Source organism: Flavihumibacter sp. UBA7668 (assembly GCF_002483205.1).
GTDB lineage: Bacteria > Bacteroidota > Bacteroidia > Chitinophagales > Chitinophagaceae > Flavihumibacter.
This window is the reverse complement of record NZ_DLHM01000003.1, coordinates 303,771-322,298: the sequence shown is the minus strand read 5'-3', so window position 1 is coordinate 322,298 and position 18,528 is coordinate 303,771. Positions and strand designations below refer to the sequence as shown.

Genomic DNA, 18,528 nt, shown 5'->3' with positions numbered 1-18,528 from the left:
GCCACTATAATTTGCAGGTATGAAACACCTTATCCCCCTGCTATTTATAAGCATACTGAGTCTGCATGCCTGTACTACTGAAAAAGAAAATGAATCACCTGATCCTGGCCCAGATGATGTGATTACACAGGAACTTGAATTCAGTGCGCTTCCCACATCCACTGCCAGTTTTGCGCTTTCAGAAACCGCTGATCATGTAAATGTGATGGGCAATCAACGAAAACCATTACCCTCATTTAAATCCTTACAGGTTAAGCCAGGCAGGGCGATCGGTTTTGTGAAGGACAGTTATGGCCGGCCAATTACAGGTGCTTATATTGGAATCCGGTCTTCAGTAATTGGTGGAGTTTATTCGAGTGCAACTGCTGTTACCAACGATAAAGGGTATTATGAAATTCTTATTCCTTTTGGAACAGCCGAATTCTTTTCTGCTGCCACTACCATCGATTATGGTCCGGGTAGGGCGGCAATGGGTGTATTCCCAGCAGATTCTGCTTTGAATTCATTTGCTTCCGAGGCAGGTGTGGTTAAGAATTTTGTATTGATTCCTTACGGCAGAGGCCGGTTGGATGCTGTGAGTGAGAGACCCTGGCTTAGCAGCAATTATTTTGGTGGCAGTCTATTCATCAGTTATAATACAAAAGTGGCAGGTGATATTTGGGCTCCTGCAGGTTCCTTACTGGAGGGCTCAGAGTTTGAAATAAAACTGGAACCGGAAGAGTGGTTATTCCATGCAGCAGAGAGGAAAACAATAGTGATCCGTAAGAAAACCGGCAATTTAAATTTCAATGTGGTAAATATTCCAGTCGGACGCTATAAGATTTCTGCCCGTCTTGTTAATGGTGCTGAATTGCGATTAAAAGAAATTGGCCCGGATGCAGGCTCAAATTTTGGGTTATCCCCCAAACAGGCAGTGGGTTCAACTACTTTGTGGTTTCATCCGAATACAGCCCAAACCAACCTGACGGGTACCTATACCGGAAACTGGAATCCTATAGATGTGAAAATTGAATTACCCTGAATATGAAAATTAATAACAGGTTTTTCATTTTGTTGCTGCATGCAACCGTATTGCTGCTGTTTTCCTATGCATCCTGTAATCGCGAAAACGAGGGGCCAGGTGGACCCGGTGTGCAACCTGAAGTGAGACCTCGTGGTGAAACTGCTGGCAATCCCGTTACAAAAACGATTAGCTCAACAGGAGGGGAGTTAAAGTCCGGTGATGGTAAACTATTGGTGAAAGTTCCGGCAGGAGCAGTAGCTGCACCAACCGTCTTCACCATTCAGCCGATTACTAATACGCTTCCAGGTGCACAGTTAAACGCCTATCGGTTGTTGCCTGAGGGTGCGGATTTTGCAAAACCGGTTGAATTGGTGTATACCTATAAAAATGAGGATGTTGAAGGAACTGTTGAGGATGCATTGTTTCTTGCTTATCAGAAAAATGATGGTGTCTGGTCCTTTATGACAGAAACGAATTTGGATGCAGTGGCCAATACGCTTACCGTAACAACAAATCGTTTATCGGATTGGGCACCATTTGCTTTGTTCTGGTTGAATTCAGATCCAAAGACGGTTAAAGCAGGAGCCGAAGCGAAACTTAGTATTGATATAACCGATACCTATCTGCTTGCGCCGGAGCATAAAGAGAGAGCCATTGGAAAGAGCCGGTTGTTTGATAAATCACAGAGTATTATTGATTGGAACCTGACGGGCGCAGGGAATCTTACAGTAAGTGGAAATAAGTCCGGCGCCACTTATAAAGCGCCAGGCACGATAAGCGGTCCGGGTAACATATCCATATCCGTTTCGTTGAATAAAGTAATTCCCCAGGATACCCTGCCTCGCCGCAGGCTTTCAGAAGAATTGGATATAACCAAAAGGATTTTTTTTTATCAGGAGACTTATTTTACTGCCAAAGTCGGGAATGATGAATTGAATTTTCCGGGGCATTATTATTTTTTTCAGAATGGAAATCTTGCAATAGCCGGAGCTCAGCAGACTCCCGGAGGTGCACCCGGTATATCCATCATGATAAATATGGGATCTGTGATGAAAGATGGCGTATTCCCCTGGTATCAGGATCTGGATCCTGGAAAGGCAGTGCTGGGTTACGTATTAACGCAGACAAACACCTATATATCCACGCATAATTGTGACTGGATTGCCTCCCCTGGTGCTGTGGCCGTAGAGATGCTGGAAGACGATGGTGTTACTTATGCGGAGGGTGAATTTGAAGGAAGGGTTTACAGGAACCGCGATTGTGATGATGATTTTTTTGTGCCGGTAATTGGTAAATTCAGGGTGAAATCCCGCTGATTTAATTTCATGATAAAAAAATATAAAATGACATCCACTATAAATATTGCAACGAACTGGTATCCGGAGAAAAGTCTGCTGGTAACAAATATAAGCGGGGACCTGGAAATCAGTGATATTGAAGAGTGGGAGCAATCGTTTAAAACAACACTGGATCGCCTGGAAGATAAAACGAGCTTCAAAATATTTGTCAATATGCATGGGTTCAGGGCAGTTGATATTTCAGCGCATAAACGGTTCAGATCGGTTATTCCTTTAACGCTTGCAGACTTTGGCTGGAAAGTGGGGTATGTGGACCTTTTTGAAGAAGAGGCGAAGAATATGGTGTACCGAAATATAAGGGGTATCGCTTGCACCGGTGCTGCACATGCGCATCAGGATGAAACTAAAATGGACTTGTATGAACAGCGCTTTAGTAGTGAGCGGGAACGATTTTTTACTGATCCTTTATTAGCGAAAAAATGGATAGAGGAATTAGTAGATTTGCCCAATGACAACCGACATTGTTGAAGTAAATAATTTCATTGTTTTAATAGAGCAGTCCAATTCTGACAATACTTTTATACAAAAGTGCGAGATTGATGGGGACTGTCTTGGTTTTGCCTTTTACAGCTCAGGGGAAGTTGAGTTGGAAATTAAACATCAAAACCAGACTAAAATTCTAACCAATACAACCGGTATTGCGATTTCTTTTTTTGGTAATGATAAGGTTGAATTCTCGCATAAAATACGACCGGATCATCCCCTGCAATCGATCAGTGTTTTTTCCAAATTAAAAAATATGCATACCCTGCCGAAGGAAGAGCAGGAGGTATTTACGTCCTATTTGCCACAATTAATTAATCCGGATGCTGACTTTGTGGAGGGCCCCAGGTTTTACATGACGCCTGATATGCAAAATGCCGTGCATAAAATTATGACAACCCAATACAGAGGAAACACGAGGCAATTGTTTTTGAAAAGTCAGGTAAATGAATTGTTGGCACACTATTTTGCGTTTCTTGCTTTGGATAAAAAAGAGCGGCTTAATTATGAGGACAGATCAAGGTTGTTTAAGGCAAAAGAGATTATGGAGAATAATCTTTCCAATCCGCCTTCATTGAGTGAATTGTCCAAGCTAATCGGACTAAATAACAATAAATTAAAGAAGAATTTTAAAGAACTGTTTGGCATGCCCGTCTTTAAGTTCCTGCAGGAAGAACGATTGAGTAAAGCGTATCAGTTGTTGAGTTCCGGTTCTGAAAATGTGCAGGAAGTGGCCTGGTTTGTAGGGTATGACAGTTTAAGTTCTTTTTCGAATGCCTTTCAGAAAAAGTTTGGGGTTCGGCCAAATGAAATCAGGCAACAATTCTTTTCAAACAAATCATAATGCTTTTGCGACAAACCTGAGCGGGTTCTTACTTCCATATTTGCTTCATCATTCATTCAAAAAGAAGTTATCATGAAGCAGACAAATTTTTTAATTCTTGGCGGTAATGGGAAAACCGGTCGCAGAGTTGCAGAAAGATTAAATGGCAGGGGGGATTCATCCATACGGATTGGCTCCAGGAGGGGGTCACCGGCTTTTGACTGGGAAAACTCAGGTACCTGGCCGGATGTAATCAAAGGCATGGATGCTGTCTATATTAGCTTTCAACCTGATTTAGCGATTCCGTCCGCAGTGGATACGATTCAGCATTTTGTATCGATGGCTGCAGCGGCGGGCGTATCGAAAATGGTATTGTTATCCGGCCGTGGTGAAAAGGAGGCGCAGCGCTGTGAACAAATTGTTCAGGATACTGCTGCAAGCTGGACCATTGTTCGGGCGAGTTGGTTTAATCAGAATTTTAATGAAGGGATATTTTTGGAGCCTGTGCTTGCCGGGCAGGTGGCCTTGCCACGTGCAGATGCACCGGAGCCCTTTGTTGATGCAGATGATATCGCGGATGTGGTGGTGGAGGCACTATTGGATGATAAACACGATGGACAGATTTATGAGTTAACGGGGCCTCGATTAATGACGCTCAGAGAATTGGTTGCAGAGATAGGAAGAGCTACCGGCAGAGAAATTCAGTTTCATGCACTTTCGGTAGAAGAGTATATAGAGCAGTTGCGGGCTTATCAATTATCGGAAGAGGAACTTTGGCTGGTAAATTATCTTTTTACCGAAGTGTTGGATGGAAGGAATGCAAGTGTTAGTACAGATATTGAAAAACTATTGGGCAGGAAGGCTATTGATTTTGTTGAATATGCAGAGAGAATGGCTGCAAGCGGTGTTTGGGAATCAAAATAAACCTTACCTGATCCCGAAAAGAATTATTTATTGATAGTTGGGGTGGGGTATAATAATAGGGTTAGGTAATGGCTAATCCAGTCAGGAAATGAAACTGCTGGTAATAGAGGATAAGGTTTGATTTATCGATATGGTTATCGCCCTCATGGGTAATAATCGCTTCCAGCATATCCAGTAATTCAATGTGGACATAGGTTTTGGTAAAGGTTTGTTTGAATTGCTGAAGAATGATTGCGGGATTGGATTTTTCTTCTTCGGTTAATAGGATTGGACGATTTTTGTCCGCGATTTTTTGTCTTGTTTCTTTTGGAAGGGCCGTAAATAAAAGTTCGAAATACTGTTTGTTTTTTTCTTTGTTCAGCAGGTAAAATGCTTCAATCAGTTTGAGCAATTCCTGTATGAAGTCCTGCAGGTCATTTATTGAATCAGGATCGTCGTAGATACTCTCCTTATTGGATATAGCGAGGGTTTTCCAGGTGGCCAGTTCCTGTCGAAAATTATCAAGAGAGAAGTTGTGGAAAAGTTCGGCCAGCGCTTCAAAAGGTGCTTCCTCTGCGAGTTGCATGAAATGGTAGGGTTTGTGGAAGCGCTGCCGATTGGTATTTGAGGATTTCATGGAGAAGGAGTTTTGGTAGTATTCACAATAAAAATAGCGTGGGTTGATTCTTACCGGTTCTGAAGGGCTACGACACCCTGACTCCAAATAAGAACGCCCACGCTAAAGTCATTGCGAATTGCCAATATTTCCGGGGTCATTTGAAAGGTCGTAGTTTTCAGAACCAGAAAGAAGTGCTATTTCGCTATTAGTTGGTATGCGTCTGCAACTGGAAAATAGTTCATGAACTATCCATAGATTCAGTAGATGCAAACATAATAGAGGGGGTATTAAAGTAATAAATATACTATAAAAGTAACTAAAAGTTATTTATAAATAATAATATTTCGAATTCTTCTTCTTTTTCTTTTTATTGCTGCTTATGGCAGCAGCTGGTAAGAAATTCAACAGGATAAAAATCGTGTTATTGGAAAAGGAGAAGTCCAATATCTGGTTATCTGAAGCATTGGACGTTAGCATCACGGCGGTATCCAAGTGGTGTACGAACAGAAATCAGCCTACAGTGGAAATGCTTTTCCGTATAGCCGAAGTGTTGGACGTGGAGGTGGCTGATTTGCTGAGAAAGGTGTCAGACAGGTGTTAGAACACTGTTAGAGAGGTGTCAGATACTTGTTCTTACTGGTGTCTGACGTTTATCTATTAGAATTTCAACTAAGATTCTGTGTTCAAATCCAGCCAATACTTAAGTTTGGAATCAATTATCTCCTGTACCCCGGGACTGTTCTTATAAAATTCTTTCAGTTTTGCTTTGAATTTTTTATTCAGGATGTTTTTCAAAAAAATAAAACTGCCAGCTGCTTTTTCGAACGTGTAGAAATTTTGCTGGGAGGGTAATGCTTCGCCACCAGATTGATAATAGCCATACTGATAGAGACTGCTTTTAGATCCCATATAAATAGACTAAGAAACTTATAACTCCCATCTTTCACCGGCCTGGAGGCGTAAAAATGTGAAATTCCTTTATGGGTAAAACCGAATCCCTGTATGTCAGAAGGGGTATATGTGGTATGGTTGTTTCCGGAGTCATTTGGTTAAATTGGGGAATAGTTGTTATTGTGTTACCTGTTGTTTAGTAAATGATAAAGTTCCTTCTTTTTGCATTGGTTGGTTTTCTTTTGATTGCTGTACTTTTTGTATGGCTGGGTGCAGGAATTCTTGCCAATCGATTTGAAGAGCTTGTTCAATCAGGGTTTTAGAAATATCCCCTGCAGAAGAGAAACCTGATTTCTGAGACAGACATCGCTCATTTACCCGCCATCGTTCAGAAATACATGCACTTCACAAAATCAGTGGGCAAACCGAAAATTGTCAATTTCAGCGCAGTTTTTAAAGGTGGAATGCGTGCTAATCAGGGGGATCCATATATGCCTGTGCGCACAGTTCAATACAATTTTATTGAAGAACCATCGCGATTTTTTTGGTTTTCTGCAAACAAAGCAGGTCTTCCGCTAACCGGCATGCATATTTACCAGTCTGCAGGTGCGATTTTCAACGTGTTATTGCTCAACTGGATTCCCATCGTTAAAGCAAAAGGCGATCAATTAAAGCAGGCTGAAACTGTTACTATATTAAATGATCTTTGTTTTATTGCTCCTGGGGCCTTGATCGATCCCAGGATTCGTTGGGAAACGATTAGTGATACGGTGGCTCGGACGTGGTTTACAAATCCTCCGTTTACGATTAGTGCAGACATGTATTTTACTCCAGGTGGACAGTTACTCAATTTTATTTCAACTGATCGATTTGAAACAGATGGCAAGCAGTATAAAAATTACCCCTGGAGCACACCGGTTTCTGGTTACCGTGAATTTAATGGATATGTATTACCAGCCAAAGCATCGCTTTGGTATGATCGTCCGGGTGGCAAATGGTGAACTGTAACTTTTGAGGTGAGAAACGTCAGACACATGTCTAACAACGTTCTGACATGTATCTGACATCTGTCTGACATCTTTCCAAAAAAAATATGTATTTTTCGCTCACCTTATTACCGTTATGTCTATTCAACCTGTACTCCGAATCGCCATTATTGTGCTCTTTTGCAATTTTTCGTTCCTGTCCTCCGCCCAAAAATCCATGAAATTTACGGATGGACGACAACTTGGCAATTGTATCAGCTGTAAAACGGTCATCGATCAAAAACCCAAAGAAGTATTGTTTGGAATCCAGATCAATGACAAAGGCGAAGTCTTTTTTACCATGAATGATAAAGCCTGGTTTGATAAGATTATCAAGAGCAATTCCTATGGTATTTCAGTGGATTTGATTTCAAAAGATCGCTATGCCTGTGGAAGGACAATTCCTGTAAACAGAAAAATTCCCCTGGGCAACAGTTTACCCGGCGTTTACAGAAATGAATTGTTAAGCAGAAATGTAGACCTGCCTGAAGGCGGCATCTATACAAAAATTGGTGATCTTCCCCATTATCTGAAAGGAAAAGAAGTGGAAGGAAATCTGATCATTTTAAATGAAAGCTACATCTGCTATTATTCCAATTTTGTCAATATCGACCGAAGTGCCTGGGAACTCCTGGAAATGGGTTTGTTCACCGATTCACTGATTTCAGGCATAGGGAATTCAACTAAAAAGCAAGGTAAAAATTCTACGTATTCAAGAATCCACCAGTTTGAAATCCCTTTTGAAAAGGCAAGCTCCAGGCTGGATCCGGCTTTTTTAACAACCTACCTTGATTCGCTCCGTGTATCAGATGCACGAATTACCAAAGTTGGTATCAGAGCTTATTCTTCCGTGGAAGGGTCCGAAAAATTCAATAAGGAGTTGATGAAAAGGCGGGCAGCATCCGCAGTATCCGGACTTAAAAAATATCAGCCTGCAATGAAGAATATATCGGTGGTTTCCGCAGAAAACTGGATTGATTTCTTTAAGGATATTCAGGATACCCGATTCTCTCATTTTACCGGTAAATCCAAACCCCGGATCAAAGAGGAACTCAACGAAACTGCCCAATTGCCTGAAATGGAAGGTATCCTGTCTAATCACAGAAAGGTAATGGTAACCCTCTATACGCAAAGCAAATCGAGGTATTATTCAATGCATGATACTTCTCTTTCCACTGAATTAAGCAGGGCAATTGAAATGAAGGATGTGCCTAAGGCCCAGGAATTACAAAAAGAAATAGCACTTCGGATCGCTGATAATAAATTACCCATTTCATTTATGTCGAAGATTGAAGTGCCGAAATCAAAATTGTATGCCCCCCTCTTAAATGATCGGGAAGTATACAGATACCTGCTGCAGGGGTCCAATGAGCAACAGGCACTGGAAAATTTTCTTGAAATCCGGAAAATGGAACCTGATAATGGTAAATTGAATTATAATATAAGTTCATTACGGTTTTTTATGTGGCAGCATGGAGACACAACCGATGTTTCCTCTCTTCCTGAAGAAATCAATAAGCTGGCAAACCAGGGAATCTCACCTAATCTGATTCAGCGAATGAAAATTAACTATTTCATTCTAAAAGGGGAGGACCAGATGAGCGCCTTCAAGTATGATGCAAAAGATTCCTCTCTGCAGGAGATCCGAAAATTATATGCCAGCACCGATATGTCGGATGAGGATGTTTTTTCAATGGCAAAGTACTATGCACATTATTCGCAGATGGCATGGGCAAAGGAAATAATTCAACCAAGAGTCACCAAACTGGATGTAAGTGAAGATTTGGTTTTTTATTACCTGAACCTGCTGTTTTATGATCCCTCCATTTATTCTTCCGATACTTTCAGAAACGCAATGCTGGCTGCCTCCAACTTAAACCCAAAACGATTTTGTGATTACTTCAAACCTAATGATAAGGGTGGTGCTGGCATGCAGTTATTGGAGTATCCGCAAATCCGCGGCATGTATTGTGTGGAGTGCAATGAATAGGTGTCAGACAGGTGTTAGAACAGTGTTAGAGAGGTGTCAGACAGGTGTTGGAACATTGTTAGAAGTTAATTGGGTAATCATCCGGACTTTGACTGCAATACTCAATTTCTATTGAATCTGGTTGCAGTTTTCATTCCGATCGGTTATCAGGTTTCATTGAAACCGGTTTGAAAATCCGGGTACCGTTTCGACTATTCCGGGATTTAATTAACTTTAACCAACAACCCGGCACCCGGCCGCTTGCCCTATGAGGTTTTTATCACGTTAAACCTCTTTTTATGCGACAAATTCAATCAACTTTATTGTACCACTGGTTCGAAGATGTGTGGAACCGGGAACAGGAAGATTCCATTGCCAAAATGATGTCTGATTCTGCTATCCTGCACGGTATTCTTCAGCCGGATCAGCCCCCTGGTGCAACCGGATTTCAACAGTTTTACCGCAACTTCAAACAACAATTCGAACATATCCATTTTGACATAAAGGATGTTGTTCAGCAGGATGATATGGAAGTTGCCTTAACGGATGTTACTGCCATTTACCGCGAAACCGGAAAAGAAGTAGCGTTCTCCGGACTCTGTATGGTTCGGGTTCAGGAGGGAAAAATTGCAGAAGCCTGGAATCAATACGATTTTTTAAGCCTGAATAAACAAATTGAAGCTTCTTCTCCTAACACTGTTCTAACACCTGTCTGACGTCTATCAGATAACTCAACTTCTTCAATGGTTCCAATACCGGAGAAGTCGATGCTGATTCCCTGAATATTGCCGATGGATTTCGTATAGCTGCTTGTGTATAGCAGTTTCCCGTTTACAAAAACTTCCGCCTGCCGGTTTTTTACCTGTATCCGGATTTCACCACCACCTGATAAATCAACGCCAAGCGCACGAAGATCTGAACTGCCCCCATAGGATCTGTTTTCTGAAAAACCGATCGTTGACCAATTGGTACAACCCGGTTTCAGAATCAGTACATCATGATAATAATGATCACCAAATACTTTGGTCCATACCTGTGAGCACCGTACGCCCGGTCTGTCTGAAGAGGTCCTGAGTTTAATATTCAGGGTAAAATCATCCCCCGATATATCCTCTGCTGTTGTCTGGTAAAAATTAACCAAAAATGTTTTATTTGTATCAATACCTGCTGCAAAGAGGGTGGGTGTAGTAACCTGTAATTTACCATCGCGCCGGATATTGGCTGAACCAATCGGATACACCCGCGTTGTATCCTGTAACATACTTGCCGTGGCAGACCATTCTTTTGATAACAGCGATACCCGGGAGGTATCAATCGGTTTATCATTGTAATACAAAATCGGATAATAAACTCCGGGCATCTCGAAATAATGATTCAGCAATTCGCCCGACTGTATGGATCGTTTCGATTTTCGGTCATTAAAGTCAATCGTGAAGCCGCCGTTATTGGGTAATTCGCCCTTTACAGCTTCCAATTTGAATAAAGCGGTATGGGGATTGGCACCATCCGGATTCTGACATACCAACCGAACCGTACCGGGTAATACAAGATCATCTCTGGTCTTTTGGAGGTATAAACTAAATAACACCAATAAAATGACCGCTGCAAATCCACCAATCCATTTGCGATAGGCCCACCAGAAAGCAGTTCTTGAACTGGATGATTCTTTTGGGACAGGGAATTCTTTCGTTCCAGCCAATGGCTCCTGGGGTATTTCGTCTGGTTCTAAAGCACCTGGTACAATATCAATTGCGGCCTCTGTGCCAATTACCGATTCCGGCATTTGTTCCGACATCGTTGCCCAATTGGTATACCCTGCAAATTTAGCCAACGCATCTCTGGTGGCCTGCTGTGGAAAATAATGAGCCGTCGTATGGATCTTTCCAAAAATCCGTTTCAGGGTATTCGGACTTATCAATATAGAGGTATCCCTTGAAATTGTATGACTTAAATAGATATAATCCCGGTTGGTCCATTCCCCCACCTGCTTATTCCCATAGCGGCGTTCTATCTGCTTGCAGCAGAAGAGGAGTTGCGCCGATTGGAGCGGAGTCGCCAGTTGTCCAGAATCCCCCTGCATCTTTTCTAAATTATTGAAAGCAAATTAGTTAAGTTGTTCATTCTTTTGGTCAGACTTTTGGTTAAGTCGAAACTTGCAAAGCCATTTCAGAGTTCCGAATTTACTTTTTCTTTCTAGTCCACCAACCAAAACGATTGTTTAGTCATGAAAAAAAAGCAACTCATCCTACTGTTTCTGCTGGTGCTGACCGCCGTAATCAGTAGAAGCCAGAACCGCACCATCAGCGGTCGGATTATTGACAGTGCCAGCCAACAGGCACTCTCCGGTGTTTCCATTGTTCCTGCTGGTTCAACCACCGGAACCCAAACCGATTCAGATGGCCGGTTTCAATTAACTGTTCCTCCCGGGATCAGTTCTCTTCTGATAACGATGACGAATTACCAATCCCTTCGAATTGCGCTTGATCAGTTTGTTGAGGGTAGTCCGCTTACCATTTCGCTTACCCGCGCTGCTACTGAAATGGAACAGGTAATTGTAGTGGGATATGGTACGCAACGTAAAAAAGACCTTACCGGAGCTGTGTCCACCATTAGCGCAGAAGATGTTGGCGGAAGACAAACCGTTCAGGTTTCGGAAGCTTTGCAGGGGGCTGTAGCGGGCGTATCTGTTACCCGGGGCAGTGGAGCGCCCGGAGCATCGGCCAATATCCTTGTTCGGGGCATTACCACGCTGGGAACCAATTCGCCCTTAATTATTGTGGATGGGATTCCGGTTAGTAGCATTGATAATGTGAATCCGAATGATGTAGCAAGTCTCACTGTTTTGAAAGATGCCGCCTCTGCTGCCATTTATGGATCAAGAGGTGCGGCAGGAGTTATTCTGATCACGACCAAAAGAGCAAAATCCGGACAGGCTCAAATGGAATATACCTATGAATATGGGGTGCAGCGACCCACCCGTTTACCTGAGTTTGTAAATGGTCCTGATTACATGCGCTATTTTAATGAACAACAAACCAATGATGGGGCAACTGCAGGATCTTACCCCCAGGCCTTTATTGATAATTTTGCGGACAGTAACCGGCTCAATCCGGATCAGTTTCCATTTGCCAATACCAATTGGCAGGAGCTGCTGATGGAAAGAAACCTGGCACCCCGTCAACGGCACGATCTTGTTTTTACCATGGGCACGGGCAAGCTGAAAACAAAAGCTTCCATGGGATATACGAGTGCAGGTTCCTTTTTCGATCAACAGAAATTTGATCGCTACCAGGTTCGGATCAACAATGATTTGCAGGTGATGGATAACCTGTTGGTGAGTCTGGATATGGGCTATCGCCGGGTTTATCAGGAGAACCCAATCTCCAATCCTTTTTATGAAGCCAGGGTGATGCCCTCGATTTACGATGATTTTTATTCCGATGGCCGCTATGCTTTGTCAAAAGATGGACGAAATCCGGTTGCACAGTTGCGAGAAGGCGGATCGGATGAAGCCTATTTAAATCAACTGACTGGTCGGCTTTCCTTACAATATCGTCCGCTAAAAGGACTTACGCTTACTGCCCTTGTAGCACCTACACTTGATTTTAATAAAGGGAAACGTTTTTCCAAACGGATTGATTTCACCAATCCGGATGGCACACCGAGCTCACTGAGCAATATCCCCAGAACAATTCTTACTGAAACCAGACAGGAAAGTACTTCTATAACCGGACAATTATTGGCTGATTATTCCACAGAGTTTGGAGAGGGGCATAGTTTGGGTGTATTAGGTGGTTATGAAGAATTGTATTTCTCTGATGAAAATACCATGGCTTCGAGAAGTGGATTTGCGCTTACGGATTTTCCCTACCTGAATGCAGGTTCACAAGAGTTTCGGGATAACTCGGGTACTGCCTCCGAGAATGCATTACGTTCTTTTTTTGGCAGACTGCAATACAATTATAAAAACAAATATTACCTGCAGGGAAATCTGCGCTATGATCAGTCCTCCCGCTTTGCTGCACAATACCGGGATGCGCTCTTCCCCTCCATTGCCGCAGGCTGGACCATCAGTGAAGAAGGGTTTATGCAATCCGTAAACTGGTTGTCCTTTTTAAAACTAAGAGCTTCCTATGGTTCGGTGGGGAACGAACGAATTGGGAATTATCCCTATCAATCGCTTATCGCTTTTTCCAATGCGTTGTTTTATCAGAATGGAGTGGTGGTGCCGCTAAATGGTGGTGCACAACAGGTATATGCAGTTGAAAATATTTCCTGGGAAACCACAAAGACCACCAATATTGGTTTAGATGCTTCGTTTTTTTCCAATCGCTTAAGCGTGTCTGCGGATTATTACCAGAAAAAAACAAGAGATATTTTATTATCGCTCGATATTCCTTTATTTATTGGATTTGATAAGCCAAGTCAGAATGCCGGAACCATGGAAGTGAAGGGCTGGGAACTGGAAACTTCCTGGAGAGATAAAGTGGGCAAATTGCGGTACACCATCGGCTTTAACCTGAGCGATTCCAAATCGAAAATTCTGGATATGAGGGGAACCCAGATTCTGGGTGCTCAATCCACTTTTGAAGGCAGTGAATTTAATGAGTGGTTTGGGTATCGGTCCAATGGATTGTACCAGACCATTGAAGATACTGTAGGATCTCCCCGGTTGAATAACAATGTAACGGCGGGCGATGTGCGATATGAAGATGTAAATAAAGATGGACGTATTACGCCGGATGACCGGGTTCTGCTGGGCGGTTCATTGCCCCGTTATTTATACGGTGCAACCATTCGTCTGGAATACAATCGCTTTGATTTTGGTCTGGTGGTGCAGGGCGTGGGTAAGCGAAACAGCAGGCTCAACGAAGATTTGGTTCGGCCCTTTGCAGAAGCTTTTGGAAATGTGCCGAATGATATTGTTGGAAAATTTTGGAGCAGAAACAATAGTGCTGAGCAGAATATGGCGGCAAGGTATCCGAGACTATCTACCAGATCACTTGGTAATAATTATGAAATGTCGGATTTCTGGCTGATCAATGGGGCTTATTTCCGGATGAAAAATATCACGCTCGGTTATACCATACCCTTACCTGCCAGGAACGGAAATACCGGGAAAACCTGCCGGGTGTATTTTTCTGCCAATGATGTTTGGACCATCAGCAATTTTCCCAGGTATGCCGATCCGGAATCGAATTCCTACTCTTATCCGATTGTAACCACCATGATGGTAGGTGCTACCATCCGACTGTAATTTTTCTCTTCATTGATTAAAAATTGAACACAATGAAATATTATCCCTATATACTGTTGTTGTTTTTGCTTCAGGCCTGTGTGAAGTTGGAACTCACGCCACCGGCAGAGCCATCCACCGGTTCCTTTTATACCAACCAGACACAACTGGAACTGGCAGTAAATGATTTATATAAAATTGATTTCTGGGGCAACGATAATGAACAATACACAGACAACTACTGGCACCGGGGCCAACTGGGCAATGCGGTCACATTTGGTACCATGAATTCCGATGATGGTATGGTGCAGGCGTATTGGAGTCTGGCGTATAAGGCCATTGCGCGGGTGAATACTTTTCTTGAAAACAAGGACAAAGCTGCCAATAATACACCGGCAGAGGTGATGACGCGGCTGGAAGCTGAAATGCGTCTTATCAGAGCCTATCAGTACAGCCGGCTGATTACACATTTTGGTGATGTTCCTTTTTTAACCACGCAGGTATCATTGGAAGAAGCGCCGGCTATTACCCGCACCAGTAAAGAAGAAATTCTGAATTTCATTTTTGATGAACTGGATTTTGCCGCGAATATTCTTCCTGAAACCTATCCTGCTTCTGCAGTGAAACGACTTACCAAAGGAGCGGCACTTTCTATAAAAGCAAGAACGGCGCTTCAAATGGGAGAGTGGTTGGTTGCAAGGGATGCCTCCAAAGCAGTGCTTGATCTGGCAGCAGCCGGAGTCTATAATCTGCACCCAACTTATGAGCAGTTGTTTTTAAAAGCGGGAGAAACGAGTAAGGAACTCATCATCAGTATTCCGCGGGATGAAGCACAGAAAGTATTTACAACAGGTACGCCGGTTCAGGATCAGTTACCCAGGAATACAGGAGGTTTTGGTGCACAAATTCCAACCCGCGAAATGATGGATGCCTATGAATGTATTGATGGATTGCCGATTGATGAGTCATCGCTTTATAATCCGCTGGATCCCTTTGCAAATCGGGATCCCCGGCTGAGGGCTACCATCGTTCCTTTTAATAGTTTATGGTTGGGACATTATTACCAGCCACATCCCGATACCTTAACCGTTTTAAGTACCGCACAGAATGCGCGCGTGAGTAACCGCGATTGCAGAACGGTCGCCACTTTTGCGAGTTATACCGGTTTCTTGTGGAAGAAAGGAATTGATCAGTCCTGGGCTGATAAAAAATCGGAAGATAGTGATGCCATTATAATTCGCCTGGCGGAGATGTATTTAACCTATGCCGAAGCAAAACTGGAATTGGGAGAAATCGATGCAAGCCTGTTTGAAGCGCTGAATAAAGTACGTGCCAGAGCCTATGGCGTAGCGTTTGCAGAAACCGGATTGTATCCCGCTGTATCAACCACCGATGCGGTGGAATTGAGGAAAATTATTCGCCGGGAAAGACGAATAGAACTGGCGAAAGAAGGCATTCGTTATATGGATCTGATTCGCTGGAGACTGGCAGAAAAAGCGTTAACTAAACCAGTCATCGGGTTGCCTGATCCGGCGGTACAGGATCGTGCAAGATGGCCTTTTCCCGGTGTAACTCCATTGGATGAGGATGGGATAGCGGATTATTCTTCTTTTGGCAATCAGGTGAAAGTGGTGGCGCAACGGAATTTTGATGCATCCCGGCAATACCTCTGGCCAATTCCTGCATTGGAGATTCGGGTGAATCCTAATCTGGAACAAAATCCCAATTATTAAATCAATAGCTAAACGTATACGATGTTAAAGATAGTTAAGTGTGCAGTATGGTCAGGTGCCTTACTGATGGGTGGATTTTTTGCCAATGCGCAAGCGGTATCAAATTCGCCATCCCGCCCAACTGATGAACGATTGAAAATTTCGGGTGTATATCCCCATCTGGCAGTTTTTAATGAAGGGTATGGATTGCCCTGTGGTGGTAATGGAAATGAAGGAGGGATTGGTGCCATCACACCCTGGGCGGGCAAACTGTGGATGGTTACCTATAGTCCGCATTGTCCTTATGGAAGTTCAGATAAATTATACAGCATTGATCCGAATTTGAACCTGATGATTCATCCCGAGAGTGTGGGGGGCACGCCCGCCAACCGGATGATTCATAAAGAGTCGGGTCAATTGATAACCGGTCATCATTTTATAAATGAAAAAGGCCGGGTGCGAACCATTGCACCTTCGGTGATGCCAGGCCGCATGACTGCAACAACCCGTCATTTGACGGATCCTGCCAATTGGGTCTATTTTTATGATATGGAAGGCATGTTGTATGAAACCAATGTGCATACGCTGGAAGTTCGGAAGTTGTTTCATAAACCGGTTCCGGGATGGCATGGAAAGGGTGCCTATGTTGCTCAGAAACAATTGCTGGTGGCGAATAATGGGGAGCATGCCGTATTTGATATCAAGTCTTCCGATTTGAAGGCAGGAGGTGCTCCGCGCTCTGCTGAAGATATGGGTGTATTGGCGAGTTGGGATGGAAAGGATTGGTCCATTGTGGAGCGGAAGCAGTTTACGGATATTACCGGTCCGGGTGGCATTTATGGTAATAGCTCGGATACTGATCCAGCCTGGAGTATCGGATGGGATAAGCGATCCGTATTATTGAAATTATTGGATCAGGGCGAATGGGTTACCTATCGTTTACCAAAGGCGACGCATACCTATGACCATATTGGCGGATGGTATACAGAGTGGCCGCGTATTCGTGAAGTAGGTGGAGGAAAAATGCTGATGGATATGCACGGTATGTTTTATTCATTTCCAAAAACCTTTGCGAAGGCAACAGCCGGAGGGATAAGTCCGTTGGGTAGCCATTTGCGGTATATTCCTGATTTCTGTGAATGGAATGGGGACCTGGTATTGGCAACGGATGAAACAACCATTCTGGAGAATCCCCTCGCGGGAAGAGCGCAATCCAATTTATGGTTTGGTACTTGGGAGGATCTGAGTAAATGGGGGCCTGCATCGGGCTGGGGAGCAGTATGGATGAAGGATTTGGTGGAGGCAGGGAAGCCATCAGATCCCTTTTTAGTAAATGGATTTCAGCATCGGACTTTACATATTACCAATGAAGGTGCAGGCGCGGTTGAGTTTAGTATTGAGGGCGATGTAGATGGTACTAATCAATGGAAGGTTTGGAAGAAGCTTATTGTTAAAGCTGGCGCATATGAATGGGTTCAGCTACCAATTGACTGGAATGCACAGTGGGTTCGGGTTAAGGCGAATAAAAATACAAAGGCATCGGCGGTGTTTCATTTAAGAGGGGCGCTGCAACCTGTTCAACCGGATCGGATGTTTACGAGTTTGACAGGCATTGATGAAGTGGATGGGGGGCAATACCAGGCAGCGATTATTCGTCCGGCTGGACATAATAAAAATCTGCAGGTACTTTTTCCTTCAGGGGTTAATCAATACCGGTATGAAGAAGTGAATGAAGAACTGCAATTTTCGAAACCGGGTTATGATAGTGTGTCGAGGGTTTTGGCCATTGGGAAAACCAGTCAGGATTTTCAAACGGATGAAGCATCTGTTTTGGTTACGGATAAAACCGGTACCTGGCGATTACCGAAGACGCATGCGCGCTATGAGCAGGCTTTTCCCGGGGGCTGGCCGCGGGGGAAAAGAGAACTGGAATCGGAGCGATTTATGTTGAATGCGCATGGTACTTTCTATGAGGTGGGGCGGGAGTCTGGTTATGCGGCCATTCGTCCGGTTTCCACGCATGAAAAAGCGATTATGGATTTTTGTACCTGGCGGGGATTGCTGGTGATCAGTGGTGTTGATGCAAAGTCGGGTTCAGACGGACATTTTTTTCCTGGTAAGGAGAGCGGTTCCGGTTTATGGTTTGGTGCCATTGATGATTTGTGGAAACTGGGCAAACCAAGAGGAGAGGGTGGTGCCTGGAAAAATGCTGCTGTTAAGGCACAGGAATATTCCATCCCCTACCTGATGAGGGGATACGATAAAAAGAAACTTCGTCTCACAGCCGATAAGGCGGTGGTGATAACAATTGAGGTGGATGTGGATCAGGGCAATTGGCAAACCTACCAGCAGGTGAAGGTTCCTGCAGGCAAAACCGTGGAGCTGGACTTCCCGGAATCCTACCAGGCCAACTGGATCCGCTTCAAAACGAATAAAGATTGTGTTGCAACTGCCTGGTTATCGTATTTTTAGCTTAGGTGTCAGACAGGTGTTAGAACGCTGTTAG

General features: G+C 43.6%; 15 protein-coding genes. 12 read left to right on the top strand and 3 right to left on the bottom strand.

The annotated features are described in order from the left end of the window. Window positions 1-19 precede the first annotated feature (19 nt). From B2746_RS07180 to B2746_RS07160, 5 genes are all read left to right on the top strand, one after another. Window positions 20-1,021, top strand: coding sequence for a carboxypeptidase-like regulatory domain-containing protein (locus tag B2746_RS07180; RefSeq protein WP_290792180.1), 1,002 nt, complete (start codon window positions 20-22; stop codon window positions 1,019-1,021). 2 nt (window positions 1,022-1,023) lie between these two features. Beyond that, a complete protein-coding gene (locus B2746_RS07175; protein WP_290792179.1) occupies window positions 1,024-2,319 on the top strand; it encodes a hypothetical protein in 1,296 nt (431 codons plus the stop codon). Between the two features lie 27 nt (window positions 2,320-2,346). Then, window positions 2,347-2,829 carry a hypothetical protein gene (locus tag B2746_RS07170; RefSeq protein WP_290792178.1) on the top strand — a complete coding sequence of 161 codons (483 nt, stop codon included), beginning with the start codon at window positions 2,347-2,349 and terminating at the stop codon, window positions 2,827-2,829. Beyond that, entirely contained in the window at window positions 2,810-3,688 is an 879-nt protein-coding gene (locus B2746_RS07165; protein WP_290792177.1) for a helix-turn-helix domain-containing protein, read from the top strand. The genes B2746_RS07170 and B2746_RS07165 overlap by 20 nt, the downstream gene beginning before the upstream one ends. Window positions 3,689-3,760: 72 nt before the next feature. Beyond that, window positions 3,761-4,591: an NAD(P)H-binding protein gene (locus B2746_RS07160; protein ID WP_290792176.1), complete on the top strand. Its 831-nt coding sequence runs from the start codon at window positions 3,761-3,763 to the stop codon at window positions 4,589-4,591. Window positions 4,592-4,652: 61 nt separating this feature from the next. Here the strand turns inward: B2746_RS07160 and B2746_RS07155 are convergent, their stop codons facing one another. Beyond that, a complete protein-coding gene (locus B2746_RS07155) occupies window positions 4,653-5,207 on the bottom strand; it encodes a hypothetical protein (protein ID WP_290792175.1) in 555 nt (184 codons plus the stop codon). A 361-nt stretch (window positions 5,208-5,568) separates the two neighbouring features. Between B2746_RS07155 and B2746_RS07150 the strand changes: the two genes are divergently transcribed. Continuing rightward, complete coding sequence (locus B2746_RS07150; RefSeq protein ID WP_290792174.1) at window positions 5,569-5,790, top strand: helix-turn-helix domain-containing protein; 222 nt, start codon at window positions 5,569-5,571, stop codon at window positions 5,788-5,790. 68 nt (window positions 5,791-5,858) lie between these two features. Here the strand turns inward: B2746_RS07150 and B2746_RS07145 are convergent, their stop codons facing one another. Next, window positions 5,859-6,098 (bottom strand): hypothetical protein, encoded by a 240-nt coding sequence (locus tag B2746_RS07145; protein ID WP_290792173.1) that lies wholly within the window; start codon window positions 6,096-6,098, stop codon window positions 5,859-5,861. A gap of 314 nt (window positions 6,099-6,412) precedes the next feature. Here B2746_RS07145 and B2746_RS07140 point away from each other — a divergent pair, with 314 nt between their 5' ends. The 3 genes from B2746_RS07140 to B2746_RS07130 all read left to right on the top strand — a co-directional run bounded on the left by B2746_RS07140 (window position 6,413) and on the right by B2746_RS07130 (window position 9,790). After that, the gene (locus B2746_RS07140) at window positions 6,413-7,081 is read left to right on the top strand and encodes a DUF6544 family protein (protein WP_349680608.1); all 669 of its coding nucleotides are present in this window, start codon (window positions 6,413-6,415) and stop codon (window positions 7,079-7,081) included. Between the two features lie 121 nt (window positions 7,082-7,202). Then, complete coding sequence (locus B2746_RS07135) at window positions 7,203-9,095, top strand: hypothetical protein (protein ID WP_290792171.1); 1,893 nt, start codon at window positions 7,203-7,205, stop codon at window positions 9,093-9,095. Between the two features lie 278 nt (window positions 9,096-9,373). Further along, window positions 9,374-9,790: an ester cyclase gene (locus tag B2746_RS07130; RefSeq protein ID WP_290792170.1), complete on the top strand. Its 417-nt coding sequence runs from the start codon at window positions 9,374-9,376 to the stop codon at window positions 9,788-9,790. Here the strand turns inward: B2746_RS07130 and B2746_RS07125 are convergent. Next, on the bottom strand, window positions 9,718-11,154 hold the full coding sequence (locus B2746_RS07125; RefSeq protein WP_290792169.1) for a hypothetical protein: 1,437 nt from the start codon (window positions 11,152-11,154) through the stop codon (window positions 9,718-9,720). The genes B2746_RS07130 and B2746_RS07125 overlap by 73 nt on opposite strands. 144 nt (window positions 11,155-11,298) lie before the next feature. Here B2746_RS07125 and B2746_RS07120 point away from each other — a divergent pair, with 144 nt between their 5' ends. The 3 genes from B2746_RS07120 to B2746_RS07110 are packed head-to-tail and all read left to right on the top strand — an operon-like array spanning window position 11,299 to window position 18,494. Continuing rightward, a complete protein-coding gene (locus tag B2746_RS07120; RefSeq protein WP_290792168.1) occupies window positions 11,299-14,331 on the top strand; it encodes a SusC/RagA family TonB-linked outer membrane protein in 3,033 nt (1,010 codons plus the stop codon). 32 nt (window positions 14,332-14,363) lie between these two features. Next, window positions 14,364-16,043 (top strand): RagB/SusD family nutrient uptake outer membrane protein, encoded by a 1,680-nt coding sequence (locus B2746_RS07115; protein WP_290792167.1) that lies wholly within the window; start codon window positions 14,364-14,366, stop codon window positions 16,041-16,043. 21 nt (window positions 16,044-16,064) lie between these two features. Beyond that, complete coding sequence (locus tag B2746_RS07110) at window positions 16,065-18,494, top strand: hypothetical protein (RefSeq protein WP_290792166.1); 2,430 nt, start codon at window positions 16,065-16,067, stop codon at window positions 18,492-18,494. Window positions 18,495-18,528: the final 34 nt, after the last annotated feature.

Coding starts and splice junctions, on each gene's coding strand:
- B2746_RS07180 (WP_290792180.1), top strand. CDS start 20: ATGAAACACCTTATCCCCCTGCTATTTATAAGCATACTGAGTCTGCAT.
- B2746_RS07170 (WP_290792178.1), top strand. CDS start 2,347: ATGACATCCACTATAAATATTGCAACGAACTGGTATCCGGAGAAAAGT.
- B2746_RS07155 (WP_290792175.1), bottom strand. CDS start 5,207: ATGAAATCCTCAAATACCAATCGGCAGCGCTTCCACAAACCCTACCAT.
- B2746_RS07165 (WP_290792177.1), top strand. CDS start 2,810: ATGACAACCGACATTGTTGAAGTAAATAATTTCATTGTTTTAATAGAG.
- B2746_RS07110 (WP_290792166.1), top strand. CDS start 16,065: ATGTTAAAGATAGTTAAGTGTGCAGTATGGTCAGGTGCCTTACTGATG.
- B2746_RS07160 (WP_290792176.1), top strand. CDS start 3,761: ATGAAGCAGACAAATTTTTTAATTCTTGGCGGTAATGGGAAAACCGGT.
- B2746_RS07135 (WP_290792171.1), top strand. CDS start 7,203: ATGTCTATTCAACCTGTACTCCGAATCGCCATTATTGTGCTCTTTTGC.
- B2746_RS07130 (WP_290792170.1), top strand. CDS start 9,374: ATGCGACAAATTCAATCAACTTTATTGTACCACTGGTTCGAAGATGTG.
- B2746_RS07150 (WP_290792174.1), top strand. CDS start 5,569: ATGGCAGCAGCTGGTAAGAAATTCAACAGGATAAAAATCGTGTTATTG.
- B2746_RS07145 (WP_290792173.1), bottom strand. CDS start 6,098: ATGGGATCTAAAAGCAGTCTCTATCAGTATGGCTATTATCAATCTGGT.
- B2746_RS07115 (WP_290792167.1), top strand. CDS start 14,364: ATGAAATATTATCCCTATATACTGTTGTTGTTTTTGCTTCAGGCCTGT.
- B2746_RS07120 (WP_290792168.1), top strand. CDS start 11,299: ATGAAAAAAAAGCAACTCATCCTACTGTTTCTGCTGGTGCTGACCGCC.
- B2746_RS07175 (WP_290792179.1), top strand. CDS start 1,024: ATGAAAATTAATAACAGGTTTTTCATTTTGTTGCTGCATGCAACCGTA.
- B2746_RS07125 (WP_290792169.1), bottom strand. CDS start 11,154: ATGCAGGGGGATTCTGGACAACTGGCGACTCCGCTCCAATCGGCGCAA.